This is a genomic window from Salegentibacter tibetensis, assembly GCF_020164485.1.
GTDB lineage: Bacteria > Bacteroidota > Bacteroidia > Flavobacteriales > Flavobacteriaceae > Salegentibacter > Salegentibacter tibetensis.
The window spans coordinates 87,857-112,142 of the sequence record NZ_JAIQZA010000004.1 but is presented as its reverse complement, the minus strand read 5'-3'; the positions used below and the strand labels follow the sequence as shown (position 1 = coordinate 112,142).

The window sequence follows — 24,286 nt, the reverse complement described above, 5'->3', positions numbered from 1 at the left end:
TAGAATTAGGCACAGGAATATAAATGTTCCGGTGTATTGCCATTTTTGGGTCCAGCATTATGCTGGTTAATTTAAATTTTTCGCGAATATAAAAGTTAATGTTAATTTTTCCTTAAAAAAATTAGAGTTTTATAGCAATTCCATAACATTGATATAATCTTTTTTCTTTAATACCGTCATTGGAAGGGTCCCGATAACTATCGGGAGACTGAAGCAATCTGTTGATTTTAGCTGATTTGTAATCCGTGATTGCTTACTCGATATTAAGTTAATTTAGCTATTAATACACTTAAAAGATTGCCACGTCCGGCTATTGCCGTCCTCGCAATGACGAAAAAATTGGGAAGGGAGGAAAGATTGAAACAATCTGTTTCTTCGCCACCGTCATTGCGAAGGAGGTACGACTGAAGCAATCTGTTGATATTAGTTAATTCGTAAATCGTTAATTAGTTAAAGGGTAATCCCTTCTTAAATTATCCTACCGTCACTTCCAGTTTCCGACGTGAGTCGGAAGTATCGAGGAGTGCTAAGGTGTTACAACTTCTAATCGTTCTCGATACACCGTTATTTTCGCTTTCAGCTCAAATACCGCCACTCGAACTGACGGTTGTTTTTTTCAGTTTGCAGTAAGCAGACTCAGGTCGCAGTAAAAACTCCAATCAAAAGATTGCCGCGCTCCTATGTCGCTCGCAATGACGAAACCAACTTAAAAGCTCCTCCCTTTTTTTAAAGGGGAGCCCGCCTGAATGACGAGGTCGGGCAGGGTGGATTTTCGACTGCAAGGAGAAAAGACGGAGGGGTTATTTTCAGTTTGCAGTAAACAGTCTCTAGTTTACAGTAAAAACTATCGTCATTGCGAAGGATTTCGAAGTATCAGAAGACTGAAGGAATCTGTTAAGGTTAGTTAATTCGTTAATCAGTTAATTGGTTAATCGTAAAAGTTATCTCTGCTTAATAATATCCCACCGTCACTTCGATTTCCAACGTGAGTTGGAATGTATCGAGAAGTTCTATGGAGTTAGCACTTCTAATCGTTCTCGATACAACGTTATTTTCGCTTCCAGCTCAAATACCGCCACTCGAACTGACGGTTGTTTTTTTCAGTTTGCAGTAAGCAGACTCAGGTCGCAGTAAAAACTCCAATCAAAAGATTGCCGCGCTCCTACGTCGCTCGCAATGACGAAACCAACTTAAAAGCTCCTCCCTTTTTTTAAAGGGGAGCCCGCCTGAATGACGAGGTCGGGCAGGGTAGATTTTTGACTGCAAGGAGAAAAGACGGAGGGGTTATTTTCAGTTTGCAGTAAACAGTCTCTAGTTTGCAGTAAAAACTAACGTCATTGCGAAGGAGGTACGACTGAAGCAATCTAAAATAGTGAAATCGTTATTTGGGTTAATGGACATTAAACTTTGAACATTGAACCTTGAACAATAAACTCCAAACCTTTATACAACAAACAGTATAAAATATACAACAGGTTAACACTGCCAACTAACTACTACTCACTGAAATTTCATCCCGCCTTCTTTCCACCTTCACTCCTTTCGGTCTTTTCCTTAAACTCTTTCTTACCGCTTTCCTTCTTAAAGCTTCAAAAGCAATAGCAACAGCTATAAAAACTCCCAGCATTGCCAGGCTCATCCCTACACTTTTTAGATCCCTACTTAACATCATATAGATAACAATAACCGCCAGGTTTAAGCCGCCAAGAACAAAACTGGCTTTTTTATGACTTAGGCCGTTATCGAGCAAAACATGATGCATATGATTTCGGTCAGCTTCAAAAGGTGTTTTGCCGTTTTTTAAACGAATAATAATTACCCGAAGCGTATCAAAAATGGGCAGGAACAAAACCGCTAAAGCAAATAGCAACCTGTTCTCCGGCACAAAACCTTCTTTCATTAAAGGCTCATAAGATTGCATCACAAGGATCTTCAGACTCAAAAATGCGATCATAAATCCCATTACCAGGCTTCCGCCGTCTCCCATAAATATCTTCCTGCCGCCTCGTGAAAAATTAAACCTTAGGAAAGCCCCCAGTATCCCGGCTACACTAAGACTCAGCAGTACATAATAAGGATGCCCTGTGGCATAGAAGACTGTGGCGTAGGTAATCGAGATTACGATCCCGGCAATACTTGCCAGCCCGTCTATCCCATCAATAAGGTTGTAGGCATTGATCAATGCCACTACAATTAAAACTTTAAGAGCGTAACCTAAAACTTCCGGGATCTCAAAAATGCCCCAGAACCCATGTAGACTGGTAAGTTGTAACTCCGGAGAGAAAATAATAAATCCTGCAGCGCATAACTGACTAAAAAATTTCAATTTAGCCGTAGAAATCACCAAATCGTCCTTTAAACCGGCCATAAATAAAAAAGTTAGCCCAATAATAAGGTGATTCCCGGTCGGAGAGGTTCTTAAAGCCTGTAAAATACTTATCACTAAAACCAGTACCAGGAAAAAAGAAACCCCTCCAAAAGGCGGAATTGAAGCCTGATGCGAACTCCGTTCATTCACCTCCTTCATTAGGTCCTTTTCCCTGCTCACCCATAAGACCTTTGGGGTAAAATACCAGGTAAGGCAAAAAGCCAGTAAAAACACGCACCCGGCAAAAAATATATAATACCGGTGAAATAGGTCCAATAAAATGTCCTGATCTAAAAGGTTCATAAGATTTGATTTGGGTTAGTTAAAACGACCTGTAGGGAGATCTTATAACATGATAGATTTGAATTATGGATAATTTATAAAATTAGCTAAAACCTAATTTTTGGTTTAATTTAACAAATGAAATCATTTTTTATTGCTAAATTAATAGAAGAATTACAGAAGGATACCTACTCCTACTTTTAGCATTATGCCCCTCAGTTTTAAAATTAAAAAGGGGTGTAATGAAAACGATTCTTCTCATTTTATTGCTTCTTATTCTTTCTAGCTGCCATCTAGATAAAGTTGAGGTGACAGCCCCTCCATTTGATGTAAATGAAATTACACATTGTAACATACAGACCTTCTCCGCCACTGAAGCTAATTTCATTGTTCATGAAGTAAATGATTTTTTAAAAGCCATTTCAGATGCTGAACCTGAAAATACCATCTATATCAGTGACAGTTCCTATCTAGATTTTTCTGATTATGAATTGCCAGTTATTATTAGCAAATCTCTTAATATTGTTAGTGGACGAAATTCAGATAATTCAAATGGAGCTACCCTATATGCCAATGCTCCTGGCAAAACATTAATAAAAATAGAAGCCGATAACGTAACCCTACAAGGGTTAAAAATAATAGGTTATGATACCGAAATAGGGCTGGAAATGTATAACCCAAAAGTTACAAATGGAATCGTAATAGGTAATTATAATTCCTTAAAAATAGAAAATTGTGAAATCTCTGGCTGGTCACATGGTGGGATTTATTTATATAATTCAACTGGAAATATTATTTCCAGAAGCTATATCCATCACAATCAACGATATGGATTGGGGTATGGAATAGTTTTATATAATAAACCTTATCAACCTACCAATGCACTTATCTCATGTAATTTCTTTGAATATAATAGACACGATATCGCTGCGAGCGGTAATGAAGGCCAGAGTTACGAAGCTTCTTATAACATAATAGGCTTAGGAAGTGAAAATCACCATAGATTTGATATGCATGGAAAAAACGGAGACACAGAAAAAGTTGCAGGAACGAAAATCATCATTCATCATAATTACTTTTTAAGCGATAAAGGTTATGCAATATTTATTCGAGGTATTTCTATAGAACTTTCAGAAATTTATGAAAATACTTTTGCACATCCCAATGCACAAACAGCAATTGAACAAACTGTCCTAAGGGAAAAAATTCAATATAATAATTTATTGAATATAAATGTCCGTGACAATCAATTTAAATAAAAACATTTAATCATTTTAGCAGTATTTTCTCATCAATTTTTTTCGGTTTTTCATTAACTATTAAAAGATGGCTTCGGGTCACTTTTGAAACAATGGGTCACGCTTCACTTTTCAGCCGCTCTCTCATAACCTCCCAAATAAACTTTGGTGTAGAAACCAAATTCCGCTCAGCTAGTCTTCTTGGTTCTTTGAGAAAGCGTGGGAACCATTCGAGGCCCAGTTTTATCCAAAACTGTGAAGGACGTTTTACAGTACCGGCATAGAAATCGAACACTGCTCCAATGGAGCAAATAATATTAGCATTAAGATGTGCTTTGTATTGATGTACCCATTTCTCCTGTTTCGGGGCGGTCATTCCAACAAATAGAACATCCGGTTGGAATGTGTTTACAGCCTTAATCATTTTTTCCGAATCCTCTCGAGAGAACTCAGGTTTATAAGGTGGAGAATATGAGCCGATTTTTATATTTGGATATTCAACTTCCAAACGGGCTGAGATTTTACTTAGAGTATCTTCAGAAGCACCGAGAAAAAAGCAGGAGCCGTTGTGGTCATTTAACTGATTCAGTAAATGAATAAAAACATCATACCCGGCAATCTTTTCAATTTTTTTCCCATTAAGGACTTTTGCTGCCATTACAATACCTACGCCATCAGGAAGAAGAAAATTGCTGTGAAGCAAGGCTTCTCGAAAGGCACTATCCCTCTTGGCAACACAATAGGAATGTGGGTTTATGGTGTTTATTATTGTTTTTTTTTGAACAGGTATTTCCGGATAGTCTTGCGTAAGATGATAACCTAATAATTTCATTACTTGATTTACTTATAACTTAAAATATTCTCATGCTCTTTAATTTCCATTTCATCAAATCGGTATTTAATAAATTTAGCCGGATTTCCACCAACTATGGAATATGGCGCAACATCCTTTGTTACAACCGACCCTGCCGCTATAATAGAACCTCTCCCTATTTTTATCCCGCTCAATATTATGGATCCAAAACCAACCCATACATCCTCCTCAATTATTACTTTTGAAGTTAAGCCTTTCCAAGAATAAGAAATATCTCTAATTTGTGAAGCCAATCTTATTGCTGCGCCCACTTGTTCGTAATGATGATCGTATTTACCAACTAATGCGACATTATTACCGAAAATCACATTATCACCAATTTCTGCATCACATTCGATTTGAGAATAACGACCTATGTAAAAATTGTTCCCAATCGATATTGATTTTTTTGCCCACATAGTTACGCCTCGTCCAGCATGAAAATTACTCCCAAAATTATATTTTTTCCACTTTATATTCATCAGCAAAAAAGACCTCGCATTTTTTAAATATTTAAAGACCAAAGTTTTTCGAAATTTTAGATTTGACTTCGTTTAAAATTAATTTGGCGCCCTCACCTGTTCTTAGTAAGCTGACTCTATGTTGTAATTTATATCGTTTAGAAAAGTATTTTAAAAACCGATAATCATTAAATTTTATATCAACAGGATTATTGAATTCAAATGAAATATTATTTGAAAAATCAATTTTAGCTTTATACGCTGAAATACTTTTACAATGGATTCCGGAATTATTAAAACCAATATTATCAACTTTGGATAAAAGAGGGAAAACTGATTTTTTTTCTTTATAGAAATTAAAAAAAATCCATCTTATATACCAGGAATCATTTGACCCATTTAATGAGCCTAGGAGCATTTTTTCTACATCATTCCCATTGCTAATTTTAAATTTCTTTATCAATTCAGGATCGCGATCTATCTTTTCTCTTATCAAGTCCTTATCAAAGAAAGCTAAATCCCATCGATCAGACCATGTTGCCCAACCCCATGGAAAAGCGCGAGAATGTAAATAAAATGAATCATTTGACAAGTCCATTCCCTCAATCATAGGTGCATAACCATTTACAGCATAGATATTCTTTTGATTTTCAAAAAATTTCAAACCTTCATTTAAAAAGGAAAGAAAATTAGGTGATGTTTTTAAATCATCTTCCAACACAATGACCCTACCGTATTGTTCAATAACCTCGGTTACACCATCAATTATTGAATTTGCTAAACCTTTGTTAAAGGGAGATTCACTGATTCGGACTTTTTTAAACCCACTTATAGTATTCAAATAGTTACGAAGAGCATCTACTTTGTCTTTCTCTTCAAAAGTTTTAGGACCATCAGAGAAAATAAATAATTCGCTTTCTTTTGCAAAAAAATTTTTTTGCAAGGCTTCTACAGTTTGAATCGTCTCCGAAAGACGATTGTAAGTAAATAGAACAATTGGAGCGAGTTTATTAACTCTTTGATAATTTTGCATAGGTCTTTGGAATTATGGTTTTTAAGTAAGCCTTAAACGCAAATTTCATCCATTTAGCTCCCCAAAACTTTTTGCGGTATTGGTTATATTCTTTGATATTCAAACCCAAAGGTGAATGCAAAAGCTTCCAACGTTTTCTTAGAGAATTCCTGGGGTTACACCATCCCGGTATTCCGTAATTTGGAGGACAAGTGGCCAAATATGTTTTCGTCGTAAAACACTGATAACTGTTTTGAATAGCTCGTAACCCGTAATCGTTATCACCCAAAGCATGGGTGTAGTGTATGGATAGCATTCCTATCTTTTTATAAATCGCTTGAGGAACCAAAACCAGGTTACCATTAATATACGTACAGAACTGAATTTCACCATTTGGTATCACAGGCCCCATATCATTTCTCCCACCATAAGAAAATTCATTAATACCTGCTTCTTTTCGGCATGCTGCTGTAATCAAAACTGCCGTACCGGTTTTATTTTTTGCATCCTTATCATCTCGCAATAATTTAATTATTGCGTCATTATCTATAATCGTATCGTCATTGAGCCATAAAAAGAAATCATACTCTTTGGTTTCGACAGCTGTTTTCCAGGCCAGGCGCATTCCTTGATTCCAAAATAAATTACCATTTCCCTGAATAACTTTTACTTGGGGGAAATTTTCTTCTACAGCTTCTCCGGTTCCATCGGTCGATCCATCATCAACTAAAAAAACTTCGACGGAATATTCTGATGGTAGATCCGCTTCAAATAAGCTTTTTAGACATTGCAATGTTTTTTCTTTCCGGTTGTAACAGGTAAGAAGAACGGCTATAGTATTCATTAATAATAAAATTTTGTGGTAACTGGGAGCTTTTCTATAGAAGGGTCTGATTCATAAAATGAATAGTTTTTACTGTTATTGATAATGAATAAAGCTATTAGAAAAATCACATTGTTGAGATTCAGATTTGGTGGGCGAAAATAAGATTCAAACAAATTTGGCAGTAAAAACAATAGAAAAAACATTAGGAAAATTTTATTTATTCGTTTTGTTTTTTTAAAAAGTGAAATCATAAAGGCTGTGATAACTAGTGCTCCAAAAATTCCATAGAAAACAAAATAATCGATAAAAGAAGAGTAAGAGGAGGTAGCAAAGAATAAATGTCTCGGAAAATTCTTTTCACGATTTTCCAGATTAAAAAAATCTGCTCCTAAACCGGTAAAAATATTGGAAGAAAATTCTTCAAATACATAATCCCAAATCAAGATTCTATTAGAAGTTAACGAAACCAAATCAAAATTATTTAAATTAGATAAAATCAAATATATTCCTGGAATACTAAGGAAAATAGCAACGGATTTTATAAGTTTCAGTCGGTAAGTGTAAATATAATATAGTCCTAAAATACTCAAAAAAGTCAATAAGCCATTTCGGGACCCGCTCATAACAACCATAAAAAATAAAACACCTATATGAAAGTACTGCCATTTAGATCTCTTTAGTCTAAAAAAGGGACCCAGTAATAACAGTATTAAGGTGAAATTTGCGACTATAACGATTCCATTTGGATTGGTGAAAATACCTGACCAAGAGCCATCGTGGAAAATAGTTAATTCAGGTTTTAGAAAAATCAAAAAGAAAGAAGAGTAAATAAACAAGAATAAAATTATTTTAAATAAATACCTGATTTGTTTTCTCTCAAATTTTCCAAGCAATAAAAAAGGAACAAATAAAAATACATAAATCAATTCAGATATATTTACAAATAACCCAACGTTTAAGAGAATAATAAGAAAGATCCACTTGTTTTCCAGAACCAACCGAAGAGAAAATATCTTTCCGCGCTTAAGAAATAGCCAAAGGTTTAGAATTACCAGATATAATAATATTAAATAATTAATGGAAATAATTTCTGACGCTAAACCAGATTCAAATTGGCTCACCATATCGTCTATTGATTGATTGCCTACTGGAATCATTTGCCGATTTGTTAGTAACAATTCCGGTATTGGATAAAAAAGCATGGCATGGATTATATAGTAGGTTATATCTTCTGCAGTACTTTTTTTTCCTTGAATAATGGTTCTTAAAAGAGGAAATAAAACCCCAATTAGGGTTAAAAATGAAACTAACATTATGGAATTCGTTATAGCCATTTAATTATTTTCACTTATTTTGGATTTATAAAAATGATAATACTTTCTCACTCCATTCTCTAATGAAAAATTATTTTTTGTTTGAATAGCTATCCTACTTGCCAACTCTTCTCTTTCCTGCTTTGATAAATTATATATTTTTAATACTCCCTCCTTCATGGATAAAGAACTAGATTCCACTCCAATTGTATTATCAATATTTTTCAGCAAATCGGTTAATCCCGGTACTTTAGTCAGAATCGTAGGTATTCCCATTGCCATTGCTTCCAACGCAGAATTACCTAGACCTTCCACTATTGAAGACATGATAAAAAGATCAGAAATAGCCAAAATTTCGTCTACGTTGGAAATCGAACCTAAAAAACGGCAATTATCTCCAATTCCTAATTTATTGGCAAATTTTCTTTCAGGGAAACCTTCTTCTTCCTTTCCTGCGTGCAAATAAAGCCAATCTATGTGTAAAGGAAGTAGAGCTAATGTTTCAAGAACTAGATTATGTCTTTTGACACAAGAACAATTCCCCACTGTTGATATCACAAAAGTTTCTTTTTTAATATTCTCTTTTCTACGAAGTTCAGCTTTAAATTTCGGCGTTTTAGGGAAAAACATACGATCGTTATACCAATTAAAAATGGTTTTAGATTTAGTATAATAATTTTTCAATTCGTTCTGTGCTACTGAATCGCCAACAGATAGATATCTTACTTTTAATAATTTTGCAACTTTTCTATCTGTGTGCCTTCGCAAACGACCTTTAATACTTGTAGGTTTAAAGATACTATGAAAGCTCCTTACTATATTTTTATTACCTGTCAACCAACTGTTAAGGACGTGAATAAAAAAATTACCTTCACTATGGATATGGATTACATCGAACTTGTTATGCTTGAGGTATTGGCGAAAAACAAGGAAAGAGGATATTTTATTCTTACTAAATGGAATATGTTTTATTTCGTAACCAATGTGTTCCATTTTTTCTGCAGCTTCCCCTAGACGTTCTCCTGTGGATAAAATAGTAGTCTCCACATTATATTTCTTCCATTCTGAAGAACTATTGATTAGCATTATTTCCATGCCTGAAAACCGCAGTTCATTTAAAATATGAAGAACCTTCATTTTGCTTCTTGAATTAATTTACTGTAAAGTTTCAACGATTGTTCTGTAATAGCCTTTGAAGAAAATTTGTTTGCAATCCTCTCGGTGGCATTTTTTATCAGCTTTTGCCTTAACTTTTGATCTTTTAGTAGAACTAATATTGATTCACCTATGGATTCAATGGAAGTGACATCACAAAGAAATCCGCTTTTTCCGTAATCCAATACGTATGGTACCGCACCGGAATACATACCACCTATAACTGGAACTTTTCTAGCCATAGCCTCAATTAATGTATTTCCAAAAGATTCTTCTAAAGACGGATGAACCATTACTGTTGCTTCATCATACAATGAAATTAAATCTTCATGCTTAACTGTCCCTAAAAGCTCTACATTTTTTAATAATCCTTGATTATCCCATTTTTTCATTTTTGCGTTCTGGGGTAGGAATGGACTTCCAACTAAACGTAATCTAGCATCAGATTTATCCATTAATACCAACTGAAATGCACGTAGTAAGGTTTCAATGTTTTTAAGTTTACCCAATCCGTTGGAAACAGATATTAATACCGGTGAAAAAGAATCGTTATGTATCTTAGGAGTAGAAACAAAATTTTCATTCACAGGATTAGGTATAACAGGAGTTTTAATTTTCCACCTGCTTTCTATTTTTCCTTGTATATAAGGTGAATTAGATATAAAAAAAATAGAAGGAGTTCTAAAAATTTTATTATTCAGAATCAACCTTGAAAATCTATAATAATTTTTATTTAACTGAAGTATTAGTGGCGCCCAATCCCTTACCGTGACCACAATAGGTATTTTATTTTTAAATGAAATTGATCCGAGTGCGAACTCATATGTCCAATTCGCGTGTATAATATCCGGTAACTTACTTTCCAAACGAATACTTTTTTCGATGTATCCTGCCTCTTTATTAAAAATTGTAATCGCTTTAAAAAAACCCTTTCGTTTGAAAGGCCCAATATAAATCTTAAGTCTATCTCCATTTAGTATAACTAAATCAGAAACTTCATTAGCTAAGGTATAAATTGATATGGTATGTCCTTGCTTAAGTAATTCCTTAGCAACAGTATCAACTGCCGGAGCTTTTAATCCTACTACACCCTTTGATAATTCTTTGCTTTGTTCATCCAAAAATTCAAAGAATTCACTTATCGTGATAGGGCTTGCGATTCCAATATGCATTAAACCTGGTTCTTACCCTTTATTGCATATTTCATCTCCTTCTCTAAATCTATTTCTGGCAAAAAGAAAGGGAAATCTACATCTAATTCATAGTTATTTAGTTTAAATTTCTTCACTGTATCTATTTTAAATTTCATTCTGTGGTATTGAGTATGGTTGTTCTCAATATCTTTTGCCGCGATAGCCGCTTTTTTATATACATTTACCGATTCTAAATGAAATATGTCTTCGATTTTCTTAATTAACTGTTCAATATCCTTTGCAAAATAAATATGATGTTTATCACGTAGTACATTATTTAATCTGGGAACAGCTAATTCAACCGTTGGAATTCCGGATGATATTTCAAAAAATATTCGGTTTGAAGAATAGTAATCAGAATAGGAATACGGATTCCCTCCAACTACTACGCGGCCTCTTTTAAAAGCTTCTTGTTGATCGTTGAAAGGGATAGGACCTTGAGACGCACTATAATTCCAACCATTACCAAACAACCCGAAACGATTTTCATATTTATTATAAAGTGCTTTAACTAATTTGTCTCGCTTTCTTGCGGCCCAAAAATTTCTTGAAAAAGGATTTTTGCTGGAATTTTTACTCCCCACAAAAACAACATCAAAATCGAAATTATGTGTGTTAGGATTAATTTCGGAGGCTTTAAACCGCACTTGGCATATACTATTTGGAGTATAAACAATTCTTTTAGCTCCCCATTTTATCATTTTATCAGCTGCTTTTCCCATTTGGGTACTAAAAGTAATGTCTGCTAACCGTGAGGCTTCTTTGAAATTTTTGGGGTAATCTGGATGCATCCAGCTATCGGAAAATCCATCTCCGCTACTTGTAATAACAATCGGACGATTTTGTATTTTTTTTAAGGTTTGGATACAGTGTCTCGGGGAAGGAGTATCTTTTTTATGGAAAAAATGAAAATAAACGAGATCAAATTTTTCATTTTCACAAAGCTCTATAACTCTTTGATAAAAGGCATTCCATCCATTTTCTTCTACAAAACCTAAATAAGGAATATTGATGAAATTTGAAATTTCTCCTTCATTCTTTAATTTTAAAAGTGCATCGTGCCAACCAGGATGATCACTTACTTTTTTCCCTTGTGACAGGAACAATATATTCATATTCTATTTCATTTTAAATAATTTTTCTAAAAACTGGAATCAAAGTAGTTCGGAACATTTTAGAAAATGTAGCAAAGAAAATAAGAAAAATTGTTACGTATATTGATGCATAACTGATTAAATCAAACCAATTATTAATTAATAAATATGGTTGTAGATAATAACAGGCTACACAAACTAGCATAGCTAAAAAAAGATTTTTTAAAATATATGAAATATTAAGCGAGGTAAAAATGCCCTTGCCCTTTAATCTTTTTAGATGATACCAGCTCGAAGTAAATAATACAGAAGGTAAAAGAGCTGCTAAAATGCCTATAATTCCAAAGAATTTACCAAGAACAATCACAAACACTACGTAAAGTAGATTTTGTGCTACTATTATTTTACTACTCTCTTTAATATCGCCCAAGGCAAAATTTAAATTACCTATACTAGAAAAGAATCCTTTTAGCGATAAACCTACTACTATTAATAAACTTAATAAAATACCTGCAAACATTTCCTCAGATAACCACAAAGTAATTAGGCTTTGGTTGAAAAGAAGAAATCCTGAAATAATTAAACAGTAGGCCCAGATTAAAAAATGGAAAAATTTGAACAGCAGATTATTTAATTTTTCAGGCTTATTTTCTCCTTGTAAATGAGAAATGGCAGGAGATAACGCGACAGCCGGTTTATATACTATTCCTTCCGCCATCTTAAAGGGTCTCCTTGTCATTTCAATCACCGTAACCATTTCTGCTCCTATAAATCTAGCTATTATGATTAAATCGAAATTACTGGTAAGTGTATTTACTAAACGTGAAAAAAATGTATAAGTAAATTCTTTAAATAATGGAAAAGTTTCAACAAAACTGTAATGAATATTTAAACCATATTTGATAGAAGAAATTCGAAGAAAAATTAAATTACCTAAGGCAGTTAAAACTCCATTAACAAACAACATAAAAGCAATTGAATACAACCCATATCCTAGATAGAGCATTACTACATTGACACCGATTCCTATAATAGATGCTAAAATTTCAATCAGTCCTGGCATCTTAGTATTTTGCATACCATAATTTACTCCCCGAATTACTGAGGTGACCAAACTAAAACAAGCTCCTATGGCTGCAATATTAAATGCATTTATTAACACTTCCTCTTGCTTAAAATTTACAAAACCTAACAATTGAGGAATAAAAAAAGAGAAAGTATAACTAAAAATTAAAGCAATTCCGCAAATAATAGAACCAATAATTATTCCTGAACCTATTAAATTGTTTAACCTATTAATATTTTTGTTTCCATATTCGTAACCAACCTTTTGCTGTAAAACAGTACCGGCTCCAGGATCAATGATATTGATCCAAACTAAAATACTACCTGTAGCTACCCAATATCCATATAATTCTGTATCAATAAATAAGAAATAGATTGGTACAATTAAAAATCCTTTTATTACTCCTAAAGCTAAAGAAAGGTATTGGAATGCTAGATTCCATTTTACAGCATTTTTCCTCTTAGTTTTATGACGCACTATATGTATTATATTTTATAAGCTAAATTTGTTTTACACCAACATTTAACTTTAAATTCTTCTAAATAGGTTTAATTTTTCAATTTAATTATATGCCTCAACCACTTTTTATATTTTTACTTGTTTAAAAGAATTATTATTCTCCAAAAACCACTTATAAGTCCGCTTAATGCCTTTCTCTAAAGAAGTAGAATAAGACCAGCCCTCCTGTTTAAGTTTTTCTACATCCATTAATTTTCTTGGGGTACCATCTTCCTAAATGATCTCTCCTTTATGACTGGTGATCTCCGGTTTCCGCTAATTCTTTAATGGTGATGTCTTTTCCGGTTCCTTCATTGTAAAGATTATCGATTAGCTTATTCTTAAATGCAAAGTGAACAGCGTCTGTCAGTGAAATAGAAATTTTCTAGCGGGCAGTAATTATTTTATTATTCATTTGAGCCCGGGCCCTATTTATTTTACCTGCTACTTAAGTCAGCAAAAAACTACGCAGGTCCTGGGTTTCTATTCCCTTTACTGTGTTTCCGGAGAAAGCTTCCAGGGTCACCACCTTTTCTGGGTGGTTTTCTTATAAATACGTTTTAAACTTTTAGTTAATTTTAAAAAAGTTATAAATACGTTTATAATATATTTTTGTTAAACACTGATTCTACTGATTATTTTAACTTGACCTTTTTGTAGCTGTTTTTATTTTCCAGGAACCACTCGTAAGTCTTCTTTATTCCTTCTTTTAATGAAGTTGAAGCCTGCCAGCCCTCGTTCTTGAGCTTATCCACATTCATTAATTTACGTGGTGTACCATCGGGTTTGCTGCTGTCCCAGTTAATTTCTCCTTTATGTCCGGTGATTTCCTGGATGGTTTCAGCGAGTTCTTTAATAGTGAGATCTTTTCCGGTGCCCACGTTGTAAAGATTATCTGATAACTTATTTTCAATCGCAAAACATACCGCATCTGCTACATCATCTACATATAAGAATTCGCGCATTGGGGTTCCACTGCCCCACAGGGTAACAGGCGTATTTCCATTTTCTTTGGCATCGTGAAATTTTCTAATCATCGCAGGAAGTACGTGAGAAGTTTTAAGATCAAAATTATCGTGGCTACCATATAGATTAGTCGGCATAAGGCTCACATAATCTTTTCCAAATTGTTTTCTTATAGCTTCACAGGCTTTTACCCCCGCGATTTTTGCAATTGCATAAGCATCATTGGTAGGCTCCAAAGGTCCGGATAACAAATAATATTCCTTTAAAGGTTGTGGAGCGAGCTTTGGATAAATACAGGAACTCCCTAAAAAAACAAATTTTTTAACGTTGTGCTTATGAGAGGCATCAATAATATTATTCTGGATCTGTAAGTTTTCCATAAGGAACTGGTATGGATAATCCCGGTTGGCCAGGATGCCTCCTACTTTAGCAGCAGCATCAATTACTATCTGGGGTTGTTCCTTAATAAAAAAATCGTTTACTGCCTTTTGATCTCTTAGATCCAGTTCGGCAGATGTTTTTCCTATCAGGTTGGTATAGCCTTCGGCTTTTAGTTTACGGCAGATTGAACTACCTACCATTCCTTTATGCCCGGCTATATATATTTTAGTTTCGTGATTCATTGTATAATTTTCTTTAACCACAGAGTTACTCAGAGTTTGGCGCAGAGTTTCACGGAGTTATTTGATTAATCTTTTTATTCCGTTTTTTAGGGATGCTACGTTAAAATTAAGTAGCAAACCTACTTTGCATTTTGATAGTTTTAAATATGTGAGTACTTGTGCGGTGTGAACATCATTTAAGGCTTCTACCGATTTTATTTCTACAACAATTGAATTTTCAACCAGGAGATCTATCCTGTATCCTGCATCAAGTTTTACTTCGTAGTACACCAGAGGTAGTGCTTTTTGTTTTTCAACTTGTAAACCAGAGCGTTTTAATTCGTAAAACAGACATTCTTCGTAAGCGCTTTCTAGCAAACCAGGCCCCAGTTCAGTATGTACTTTAAAAGCACATTGAAGAATTTTTTCTGTTATTTTATTCTGTTCCATTTACAACTCTGTGAAACTCTGTGCTGTCCTCCGCGCTCTCTGTGTTTAAGCTTTTTTATTCAAAGTAGTTTAAGACATTATAGCCCCCATCCTGTAAATGCTGATCTTTTTGCATTAGTTCTACATCGCTTTGCATCATTTCCTTTACCAGGTCCTGCAAATCGTATTCCGGGGTCCAGCCAAGTTTGTTTTTGGCTTTACTGGCATCTCCAATCAGAAGGTCTACTTCAGTCGGTCTAAAATATTTAGGGTCTACATTTAAAATCTCTTTGCCTTCTTCCAGCTGAAAATCAGGATTGCTACAGGATTTAACGTAAGCTTTTTCGTCTACTCCACTTCCCTGGAATTCCAGTTCGATGCCTACTTCAGCAAAAGCCATTCTTACAAAATCCCTTACCGGGGTGGTTTTTCCGGTGGCGATCACCCAATCCTCAGCCTCATCAGCTTGCAAGATCATCCACATCATTCTAACATAATCCTTAGCGTGTCCCCAGTCTCTTTGAGCATCTAAATTTCCTAAATAAAACTTATCCTGTAAACCAAGGGCGATCCTTGAGGCTGCACGGGTGATCTTTCGGGTTACAAAAGTTTCCCCTCTAAGCGGAGATTCGTGATTAAATAAAATACCATTACAGGCGTACATTCCATAAGCTTCCCTATAGTTAACCGTGATCCAATAGGCATACATTTTAGCAACAGCATAAGGACTTCGAGGATAAAAGGGCGTATTCTCTGTTTGCGGTACTTCCTGTACTTTTCCGTAAAGCTCCGATGTCGATGCCTGGTAAATTCTGGTTTTCTTTTCAAGTCCCAGCAAACGTACGGCATCTAAGATCCTTAAAGTTCCCAATCCATCGGCATTTCCGGTATATTCAGGTATTTCGAAAGAAACCTGCACATGGCTCATCGCCGCCAGGTTGTAAATTTCATCTGGTTGAATTTCCTGAATTAGTCTTATTAGATTAGTACTATCGGTCATATCACCATAGTGAAGGATAAAATTCCTATCCGTTTCGTGAGGATCCTGATAAAGATGGTCAACCCTATCTGTATTAAATTGGGAAGCCCTTCTTTTAACACCGTGTACTATATAATCTTTTTTTAATAAAAATTCACTTAAATAAGCTCCATCCTGACCGGTAACCCCGGTAATCAATGCTATTTTTTTCATTCTATTCTTAGATTTCGCGGATTGTAAAAATAAATTCCGCGGATTTTTTAAAAACACGCCCCCCACTAATAAGAGCAGATTCCACGGATTTTTTTAACCTACTAATTCGGGTTGGTTCTTTTCTAATTCCTGATAAATATCTTTGACTTGTTGCGAGGCTTCTTTTTGCAAAACTAAAATTGCATCGTCTGTATTTACCAAAATACTGTTTTTTAATCCTGTAAAGAAAACCGGTTTTTCTGAACCGATCTGCATATTGTCGTTATCGTCTACCGGATGCCCCTGAGCTTTTAAATAATCGTAAACAGCTTCAAAACTTCCCATATCGCTCCATTCGAAATGCGAAGGGACTACCTTTATTTTATCACTTTTTTCCAAAACGGCATAGTCTACGCTAATGGCAGGGATCTCAAAAGAACTTTCTTCTTCCAGCTTGTAATCCTTAGCTTTCTTCCAGGCAAGCAGGGATCTTTTATACACTTTAGGGCTATACTTTTCCAGTTCTTCCAGGAAAACACCAGCTTTAAAACAAAACATCCCGCTATTCCACAAAAAGTTCCCTTTTTTCAAAAACTCCTTTGCTGTTTCTTCGTTTGGCTTTTCGCGAAAAGAGAGCACATTTCCATCTTTATGTTCAATATAACCGTAGCCGGTTTCAGGGCGATTAGGTTTTATACCAAAAGTCACCAGGTTATTTTCTTTCGCCAGATTAATTGCTTCTTCTATAGCCTCTGTATAGGCAGGACCTGATATAATAATATGATCGGCAGGGGTGACCAAAAGAATATCTTCCGGCTGGGCTGCAAAAGCAGCAAAGGCAATTGCCGGGGCCGTATTTCTTGGAGTAGCTTCAACAATATCTATGTATTCAGTTATACCAGCTTTTTTTAAACTTGCTTCAGAAAGATGCCTGTTGCCTTTATTTCCTACTACATAAAGCTCCTCGCAAAACTGGAGGTTGCGTTGTACAGCCAGTTCGAACAAAGAATTTTCAGAAAAGATCTCTAAATATTGTTTGGGCCTGGATTTTCTGGAAAGTGGCCAAAGCCTGCTCCCTACTCCTCCGGTTAATAATACGTGTTTTATACTACTCATCTTATTAGTTAGTCACCCCGTGTAACCTACCTGGCTTTTTATGGGCGAGTCCGCTATAATCCGTGTAATTCGTTTAAATTCGTGTAATCCGTGATTTTCAGACAAGAGCGTAGCTATAAACATTTTTACAAATGCTTCTATCTGGCACTTAAAGTTTTAGATTTTTCCCGCCGGATTGCGGTTATGAATTACACCATAAACATGTTTAGGTCTTCTGCAATTGTAGGGAGTCGCAAAAGAATGATTAGTCGTTAGTTGTTAGTCTGTAGACGGTAGATTGGGTTTATTTAGATTTTAGTCTTTAGTCGTTAGACTTTAGACGATAGTCCCGATAGCTATCGGGATGGATTTTTATGTAAAAAATTAGAGTTAATTTATGAACAAAAGATTGCTTCACCCGAAAACGGGTTCGCAATGACGTGCACTTTCAATTTCGTACCTCGCACCTCAAACCTCGTACTTTAACATGGCTTCGCCACAGTGAGTCACATAATTAACTCTCGCTTCTTGCCAATTTTATGTTAACTTTTTCTTTAAGCTGCCGCGAATATACGGCCTCAAAACAGAAAAAATTACGGAAAACCGTAATCAATATGCGCTTTCCGTTAAAGCTGCAAATGTAAGGCACTCAAAAAGTCGGAAACAAGCTTTATTTGTTAAAATTTTTAAGAATTTTAATGTTTTTTAATGTGGAAAATTTAGATTTCTTTAAGTATTTATCTTACAGAAATTTACGGAGTGAACTTCGTAGAGAAGAAGTGAACTCTATAGCTTGCTATTGTCGAAAATGAAAGGAGTTTAAATTTTCGCTAAGCTAGATATGTTAAAAATGTTAAAGCGAGACTAATTCGGTGATCAAAAATTTGAGGCCTATTGAGAGGTGCTGTAAACACTGAAAATATGAAATTTCGGTTGTTCCTCCGACTCCACTTTTTGCCTATCAAATAGCACCGAAATTGAATGAAAATTTTAATGGCTTTGTTTACCAAAAGATCCTTTAAATAAAACGATTAAATTATATATGCCCTTAATTCCCCTAGGCATGGATAACTGCAATCATCCCTGAAAAAATAATATTCAGAAATTAATGTCAAATGGATTTGAAATATGATCCTTATTATAGCCTTTCTACTTTCCTTTCTTTCGAACAGCATTCAATGCTATCTTGAGTTCATTTATATGCTCCACGAGATCTGCGTGGGTAATGTCGAAAATTCCCTTTGAGTGCCCCGTGATAGTTTCCCCTGTTCCGGCGGCCATACGCAGGGCGTTAGTGACAAACTGCAAATGCTCCAGCTCGGCAGTTTTTTTACCCGGAGAACCTGCTTTTTCCCATATGTGGTTATAACTATCTACAATTTCCTTCCACTTACCTTCAATATTTTTTTGCTCTGTGATGAGTAAAAGGCAGAAATCAATATTCAGGCTGGCTACTATATCCCAGTAATCCAGTTCATCATCATGCTCCGGTTTCAATTCCTGTCTCCGCTTTTCCAGCTCTTTACGTGCCCCGGATGCCGACCTGATCTTATATTTTTTCCCTTCAACTTCAAACCCCTCCCCGGCCTTAATTTTATCTGATAAGGCTAGAAGGACGCCAAGTTCAATGGCATTGGATAAAGAATAAATTCTATTGGAATTTTTTGGATGTGTATATGCTTCCTCATAACAGGCTATGGCCATTTTATAGGCGTTCACCCGCTTTGCCTTATCTGGTGCGAGCATGGATAACCTTTTATAGGAACTGCCAAGAATGCTCAGTCTTTCTGCAGTAGCACCGGTAGATAGCAAAACATTAAGATCCTTTATCACACTTTTTATCTTATTATATGCTTCTTTTTTATCTTTAGGGCTGCTGTTAGGGTTGCCAATTATTTCCTTTACATAGAGTTTTACCCTAATGTTGCAGTATTTTTCCATACAGGAAAAGGAGAAATCGGCTTTTTCCTCACATAACAGGTTTTCAAAGATCTCTATTGCCTCAGGATATTGCCCCAATTCCTGGTATATCAGGGCCTGCTTTTCAAGAATATCAGCCGTTTTAAATACATCCCGGTCTACAGCATTAATTATGAGAGCAAGCTCTTCAAGGGGATTTTCATTTATTTTAATTCCCATTTGTAATTGATTGAGAAGATTTTCAAGATCGATTTCTGCTTCTTCAGGAACAATATAACCTGGAGACCGACTGACGCTTCTTTCAGAATCACTTTTTAACCTAAAAAAAGGTTCCCCGTAGCATTGATATGCGCCCCAGGTATTGTTACCGGGGTGATGATCATAAATATAGCTCCGTGCCTTCTTTACCGCTTCCCCAAAATGATCTCCTGTGAACATAGCGGAATAAAAGACCCTTGCGAAGTCATGTGCCGCTATATCATCTACCGCCCATCCAGCAGCAATTACTGCCTTGACTCCTATTCTAATAAGTTCTGTCCCTAAATTTGCAGCAAGTCTGAAACGGTCCTGGTAGAATTTCTCATCTACGGAACTGCTGTAGCCAAGATGGCAGCAATTCACAAAAACCAGCTCGGGCACTACCGGCATCTGCTGAATTTCAAAGACACTTAAAAACACTTCTTTCCCTATCACCATTCCCGATTTACGGGGGGATTCAGGGTCAAAGATTCCATGCCCTGCCAGGTGTATAATCGTATAATCCCGGCAAAAAAGTTCAGTAATTATACCGGAAGCCTGGGTATGTATAAGATCTTTCACAGGGTAACCTGCACTTTGAAGGGTGTCCTTCACTACCTGCCCCTCTTTTCTTGCACCCGGTAACTGGCCGATATAGTCGTTCAAAACAGGGTCTGCAATGACCAGGGCTCCTTTTTCTGCCACTCTTCTGATATTTGCCCTGTAATCTCTGGTAGAAAGTTGCCTTATCATTCCCGCATTTATACAGATGGGTTTGGCATTTATGGTATCATCTTGAAGCAGTTCCCAGGGATAAGATGCTGTTTTATTGTCCAGGATAAGGGAAAAATTACCTTTCCTTTTCAGCATTTCCTTTAGGGCGTTGGGTATTAATAATTCAAAAAGAGTTTTTGCAGTACAGGCAGACCATTGATTTTGTGTGGAAATCTGGGAAATAAAAAGATCTATCATTGGGGTGCTGCTGTACAACTGGTTTTCCTCTTCCCGGGAATCGGCAGTAGAAGCACCAAAGACCATACTGGCAGGTTCTTTTGTAAAAGGGTTTTCTGGTTTGAATTTAATCGTGATCCTGTTCCACCAACCTTCAGAACTGTCCAGCGGGATCATTTTTCTTACTCCCAGTAACTTTTTTATTTTCTTTTGGCCAGGAATAATATTGTAGCCTGTGCTTTCACTAACGGCTATTTTGTTAAGTGCATACATCGCATTTAAAGCCCGGTTTGCATAAAGCTCTATAAACTCAATATGCTGGATAGTTTTAAAATCTTCTTTGAATAATACAGTAAGTTTTTCGTTGGCGCGGTTAACCCCATCAATAATGGCTTTTATGGAATTCTCGATAGATAAGCCCCCAAAGCCGCAACCAATGATTAAGGCTGAAATTCCTATGCCTTTATTTGAAGCCGATTTGCCCCGAATGGTTAACAGGTATTTTAGCACCCCCTGTTCTACCGTACGGGTGAGTTGAAATGAAGTTAAATGATCAGCCTCCCCAAGTCCAACGATAATAGCCCCATGAAAATCGTTCTTATCCATTTTATCAAAAAAAGCGTTGGTGCCAATTTCCCCCGGGTAAATCCCCAGTCTATGTCTTGAAGTGAGGCTGCCGTGGAGATAAGTGTCTATAGTTTTTTCGGCATAAAGGATTCCGTCCTGTGCAAAATGCCCGGCAAGTACCGGGAAAGAAGCGTAGCGAAGATCGCCGTTGCTCACAGTAACCGAAACCGGGATCCTGGTGCTTGCGGGATTTCTTACTTCTCCTATTCCAAGTATGGTTTTCTCCAATCCTTCCGGAGAAAGATCAAAATCTATTTCTGGCTCGGCCCTGAATATTTTTTCCTCTCCCCTTAAAATGGGTTTTGAATTTGAAAAAAGCCGGGTTTTTCCGGTGGAAAGGATTTCTTCGATTCCATTAAAAATATCCGGCTCACTAGCCAGAACTCCATGAGAAACATTGATATAATAAACAGATTCTGCAGCCATTTCTTTAGGAATACCCAGTTCCCAGGTTACGCTCTGGTCTCCCTCACCTGTATAAAGAAGATGCAATTGTTTCCCTGGATTAGTTTCTTCCAGGTAATAATCACAGGGGGTCCTCTTATCCTTTCCGGCTACATAAACCATATTGGAATAGTCTATGTTCTTTTTACTGTCAAGGACTTTATCACGGTAGATTCGGAAAGCTTCTAGATCTTCAGTTGATGGAAGAGGCCATTTTTTATCCCCAAAATATTCCCGCATCTTTTCCCAGGTCTCTACCTTAGCAAAATCATCCTTAGATCCTGTTGTAAGAGGTAAAAGGCTTAAGATCCCCGGAAATTTACAGAACATTTTAAGCAAGCCTCTTTTAGTGTTGAAAAGATCCAGTTTGCTAAGTTTGTTTATAATGGCATCTTTCCCGAATAAAACGCCGAGTATCCTGTGGGACCCGCCCAATGGAGAACCTAAAAAGATCATCCTGAAATCCCTGGAAGCATTAAGTGCCTCCCAGGTATCATTGTGGTAAACTATAAAATCCCGAACCAAAACCCCGCCCATCGAATGGCCTATAATCTTAATTGGCTGCCCTAACTTTAAAAGGATCCTGATCTTATCATTTAGATCATTTGCACTTTCCTGCATCGGTTTGCGCCAGTCAAAAGGATGTACCACCACATCGTATTTCCTTTTCAACCACTTATACATTTTATAGTAAGAAGTTCTCACTACAGAATCTGCATAAATACTGTTCACATTGGAAATTCTCAAATTCATGAGTCCGCCTGTAAGAATACGCCCATAGTGAAGCCATATCTCTTTTCCTTCCCGCGTCAGGTTGGAACCCATAATTCCGGGAAGCAGAATAACAACAGGTTTGTTGCCCCTGGGCGGAAAGGATTCGGGGTACAGTTCCCCGTGGTCAATTAGAGCACGGTCTGTCCCGGGGATTTCGTATTGAGGAATTGCTTTGAATCCGGGGATCATTTCTCCCTCTGCAGCTTTTAAAGCGAGATTTATAGCTTCAGTAGTTTGAGAATTGTGAAAATACTTTACGTGATTAACCTCAGTACCCTGGGCAAAAAAGTATTGAATATGATTTTTTCGCCTTACCCCTAAATACATGGAATCTGTATTCACCACAAGGTCATTCCGCTTCCAGTAAAATAACTTACCAAGAATAACCAGCAATCCATGCCCGGATAAATTCACCTTCCCATTGCCCGAGATCACTGCCAGGTTTTCGCCCTCAATAGCAGTTTCTTCCAAAGGATCATTAAGTACTTTTAAAAATACAGAACCAGGGTTCATAGCTTCAAGTCCCGGTAAAACCTCTGCATCATGTTTCTTATCTAAAGCAGTGGAAATCAACTCCTTCAAAATATCACCTAGAATCCCACCGGTAAGATTGAAGAAAACGTTCAGGATGTGATCCAGGCGTTTGGATGCAAGCTGGGTTCCCGCCGCGGGGCAGGCCACCCGAATGTATTTGGCAAGCCTTATTTTCTTCTTCAGATAAATTTTATTAAGAGCTTCAATATTCCGAATATCCCTTTTCCGGTCCCCTTCTTTTTCCAACAGATCTATATGGTGATTTGCAAAACCTGAAGACGCTTTTCCGTTTGAACTGTATTTACATAAAATATCTCCAATAAGACCTCCCCGGGAATGGGTTATTAGATGGACCACTGCATTATCAGGTAGCATTTCTGCCAGTTTAACCGCATTTTCCAGCGGACTTTCAGTAAGTGTTCTGTGCTGAAAAGCAATCACATTTGAGCCATAAACCTGTTTTATTGTTTCCCACGCTGATGAATTCTGAAGCTGTGAAAAGGCTCCAAGGGTATTTGAATTTGTTCCGTGAATAAAAAGTAGAAAGGGTTTTTTAACATCCTTTTGCTGAAATTCCTGGATTTGAAATTTCTCATTGAGCGAAAACAAAGCAGCACCTTTAGCGAGATAATCCTCTTTTGAAATTTTATCCCAAATTTTATTATCTTCTGAAATGCTGTGCAACAGATGCTTATCCTCCAGTTTCCTGGCCAGGTTCTCCAAGCTTTCGTCAATTTTTTTCCTGGTAAAAACTTTAAGCAGCTTCACCGCGATCTTACCAATAATTCCCCTTTCAGTTGCCGGGGCTTCTATAGTAGCGGGGATTACGAAAACATCCTCCTTATCCTCCCTGGTACCGGAAGTCCTTAGAGCAGAGTCCAGTTCGGGAAAAACTTCATGCAAAGTAGAGGCATCACAAAACCACGTAGTTTCCTCTTCATCACCAAGTACCAGTTCCAGGAGCTTGTGATTTCCTTTTAAGTCGATTTCATGAGTACTGGTAACGTCCCTGTTTCCTATTTCCAGTTCATAAATATCCAGATCGGTCTCTTCCGTAGGCAACTTTGTGCCATAAACAACCAGTTTATTAATTGGTTCCATAGAAAAAATGATTGATAGTTTACATAATCCTTTATTTTCTTAACAAACTATGGAGGGGCAGTTAACCTATAAAAAA

At 36.3% G+C, this 24,286-nt stretch carries 15 protein-coding genes and 2 pseudogenes; 1 reads left to right on the top strand and 16 read right to left on the bottom strand.

Translation table 11 applies throughout. From position 1 onward, the window contains the following. Positions 1-1,489: 1,489 nt before the first annotated feature. Entirely contained in the window at positions 1,490-2,671 is a 1,182-nt protein-coding gene (locus LB467_RS03285; protein WP_224472592.1) for a glycosyltransferase family 4 protein, read from the bottom strand. A gap of 221 nt (positions 2,672-2,892) precedes the next feature. On the opposite strand from LB467_RS03285, the gene LB467_RS03280 reads away from it, so the two are divergent. Beyond that, positions 2,893-3,909 (top strand): right-handed parallel beta-helix repeat-containing protein, encoded by a 1,017-nt coding sequence (locus LB467_RS03280; RefSeq protein WP_224472591.1) that lies wholly within the window; start codon positions 2,893-2,895, stop codon positions 3,907-3,909. A gap of 97 nt (positions 3,910-4,006) precedes the next feature. Here the strand turns inward: LB467_RS03280 and LB467_RS03275 are convergent, their stop codons facing one another. The 15 genes and pseudogenes from LB467_RS03275 to LB467_RS03210 all read right to left on the bottom strand — a co-directional run bounded on the left by LB467_RS03275 (position 4,007) and on the right by LB467_RS03210 (position 24,210). Next, positions 4,007-4,720 carry a WecB/TagA/CpsF family glycosyltransferase gene (locus LB467_RS03275; RefSeq protein ID WP_224472590.1) on the bottom strand — a complete coding sequence of 238 codons (714 nt, stop codon included), beginning with the start codon at positions 4,718-4,720 and terminating at the stop codon, positions 4,007-4,009. Positions 4,721-4,761: 41 nt separating this feature from the next. Then, a pseudogene (locus LB467_RS19415) lies at positions 4,762-4,938 on the bottom strand (DapH/DapD/GlmU-related protein); the annotation flags it as partial. Between the two features lie 120 nt (positions 4,939-5,058). Further along, a pseudogene (locus tag LB467_RS19410) lies at positions 5,059-5,160 on the bottom strand (hypothetical protein); the annotation flags it as partial. Between the two features lie 94 nt (positions 5,161-5,254). Further along, on the bottom strand, positions 5,255-6,235 hold the full coding sequence (locus LB467_RS03265) for a glycosyltransferase (protein WP_224472589.1): 981 nt from the start codon (positions 6,233-6,235) through the stop codon (positions 5,255-5,257). Next, positions 6,213-7,058 (bottom strand): glycosyltransferase family 2 protein, encoded by an 846-nt coding sequence (locus tag LB467_RS03260; protein ID WP_224472588.1) that lies wholly within the window; start codon positions 7,056-7,058, stop codon positions 6,213-6,215. The genes LB467_RS03265 and LB467_RS03260 overlap by 23 nt, the downstream gene beginning before the upstream one ends. Beyond that, entirely contained in the window at positions 7,058-8,374 is a 1,317-nt protein-coding gene (locus LB467_RS03255; RefSeq protein ID WP_224472587.1) for an O-antigen ligase family protein, read from the bottom strand. The genes LB467_RS03260 and LB467_RS03255 overlap by 1 nt, the downstream gene beginning before the upstream one ends. Beyond that, the gene (locus LB467_RS03250; protein WP_224472586.1) at positions 8,375-9,490 is read right to left on the bottom strand and encodes a glycosyltransferase; all 1,116 of its coding nucleotides are present in this window, start codon (positions 9,488-9,490) and stop codon (positions 8,375-8,377) included. After that, on the bottom strand, positions 9,487-10,680 hold the full coding sequence (locus LB467_RS03245) for a glycosyltransferase family 4 protein (RefSeq protein WP_224472585.1): 1,194 nt from the start codon (positions 10,678-10,680) through the stop codon (positions 9,487-9,489). The genes LB467_RS03250 and LB467_RS03245 overlap by 4 nt, the downstream gene beginning before the upstream one ends. Continuing rightward, on the bottom strand, positions 10,680-11,816 hold the full coding sequence (locus LB467_RS03240) for a glycosyltransferase family protein (RefSeq protein ID WP_224472584.1): 1,137 nt from the start codon (positions 11,814-11,816) through the stop codon (positions 10,680-10,682). Before LB467_RS03240 ends, LB467_RS03245 begins: the two co-directional genes overlap by 1 nt. Before the next feature lie 13 nt (positions 11,817-11,829). After that, a complete protein-coding gene (locus tag LB467_RS03235) occupies positions 11,830-13,338 on the bottom strand; it encodes a lipopolysaccharide biosynthesis protein (RefSeq protein ID WP_224472583.1) in 1,509 nt (502 codons plus the stop codon). A 656-nt stretch (positions 13,339-13,994) separates the two neighbouring features. Then, positions 13,995-14,948 carry a GDP-L-fucose synthase family protein gene (locus LB467_RS03230; protein ID WP_224472582.1) on the bottom strand — a complete coding sequence of 318 codons (954 nt, stop codon included), beginning with the start codon at positions 14,946-14,948 and terminating at the stop codon, positions 13,995-13,997. A gap of 57 nt (positions 14,949-15,005) precedes the next feature. After that, the gene (locus LB467_RS03225) at positions 15,006-15,377 is read right to left on the bottom strand and encodes a GxxExxY protein (RefSeq protein WP_224472581.1); all 372 of its coding nucleotides are present in this window, start codon (positions 15,375-15,377) and stop codon (positions 15,006-15,008) included. Positions 15,378-15,432: 55 nt separating this feature from the next. Continuing rightward, positions 15,433-16,548 carry a GDP-mannose 4,6-dehydratase gene (gene gmd, locus LB467_RS03220; RefSeq protein WP_224472580.1) on the bottom strand — a complete coding sequence of 372 codons (1,116 nt, stop codon included), beginning with the start codon at positions 16,546-16,548 and terminating at the stop codon, positions 15,433-15,435. A 93-nt stretch (positions 16,549-16,641) separates the two neighbouring features. Beyond that, positions 16,642-17,643, bottom strand: coding sequence for a mannose-1-phosphate guanylyltransferase (locus LB467_RS03215; RefSeq protein ID WP_224472579.1), 1,002 nt, complete (start codon positions 17,641-17,643; stop codon positions 16,642-16,644). Between the two features lie 1,128 nt (positions 17,644-18,771). Continuing rightward, positions 18,772-24,210, bottom strand: a complete 5,439-nt coding sequence (locus LB467_RS03210; RefSeq protein WP_224472578.1) for a DUF7379 domain-containing protein — start codon at positions 24,208-24,210, stop codon at positions 18,772-18,774. Positions 24,211-24,286: the final 76 nt, after the last annotated feature.

What these genes read in the sequence shown, in the direction of transcription:
- LB467_RS03230 (WP_224472582.1), bottom strand. Translation starts at nt 14,948, where the DNA reads ATGAATCACGAAACTAAAATATATATAGCCGGGCATAAAGGAATGGTA.
- LB467_RS03250 (WP_224472586.1), bottom strand. Translation starts at nt 9,490, where the DNA reads ATGAAGGTTCTTCATATTTTAAATGAACTGCGGTTTTCAGGCATGGAA.
- LB467_RS03215 (WP_224472579.1), bottom strand. Translation starts at nt 17,643, where the DNA reads ATGAGTAGTATAAAACACGTATTATTAACCGGAGGAGTAGGGAGCAGG.
- LB467_RS03265 (WP_224472589.1), bottom strand. Translation starts at nt 6,235, where the DNA reads ATGCAAAATTATCAAAGAGTTAATAAACTCGCTCCAATTGTTCTATTT.
- LB467_RS03285 (WP_224472592.1), bottom strand. Translation starts at nt 2,671, where the DNA reads ATGAACCTTTTAGATCAGGACATTTTATTGGACCTATTTCACCGGTAT.
- gmd (WP_224472580.1), bottom strand. Translation starts at nt 16,548, where the DNA reads ATGAAAAAAATAGCATTGATTACCGGGGTTACCGGTCAGGATGGAGCT.
- LB467_RS03280 (WP_224472591.1), top strand. Translation starts at nt 2,893, where the DNA reads ATGAAAACGATTCTTCTCATTTTATTGCTTCTTATTCTTTCTAGCTGC.
- LB467_RS03210 (WP_224472578.1), bottom strand. Translation starts at nt 24,210, where the DNA reads ATGGAACCAATTAATAAACTGGTTGTTTATGGCACAAAGTTGCCTACG.
- LB467_RS03260 (WP_224472588.1), bottom strand. Translation starts at nt 7,058, where the DNA reads ATGAATACTATAGCCGTTCTTCTTACCTGTTACAACCGGAAAGAAAAA.
- LB467_RS03245 (WP_224472585.1), bottom strand. Translation starts at nt 10,680, where the DNA reads ATGCATATTGGAATCGCAAGCCCTATCACGATAAGTGAATTCTTTGAA.
- LB467_RS03240 (WP_224472584.1), bottom strand. Translation starts at nt 11,816, where the DNA reads ATGAATATATTGTTCCTGTCACAAGGGAAAAAAGTAAGTGATCATCCT.
- LB467_RS03225 (WP_224472581.1), bottom strand. Translation starts at nt 15,377, where the DNA reads ATGGAACAGAATAAAATAACAGAAAAAATTCTTCAATGTGCTTTTAAA.
- LB467_RS03255 (WP_224472587.1), bottom strand. Translation starts at nt 8,374, where the DNA reads ATGGCTATAACGAATTCCATAATGTTAGTTTCATTTTTAACCCTAATT.
- LB467_RS03275 (WP_224472590.1), bottom strand. Translation starts at nt 4,720, where the DNA reads ATGAAATTATTAGGTTATCATCTTACGCAAGACTATCCGGAAATACCT.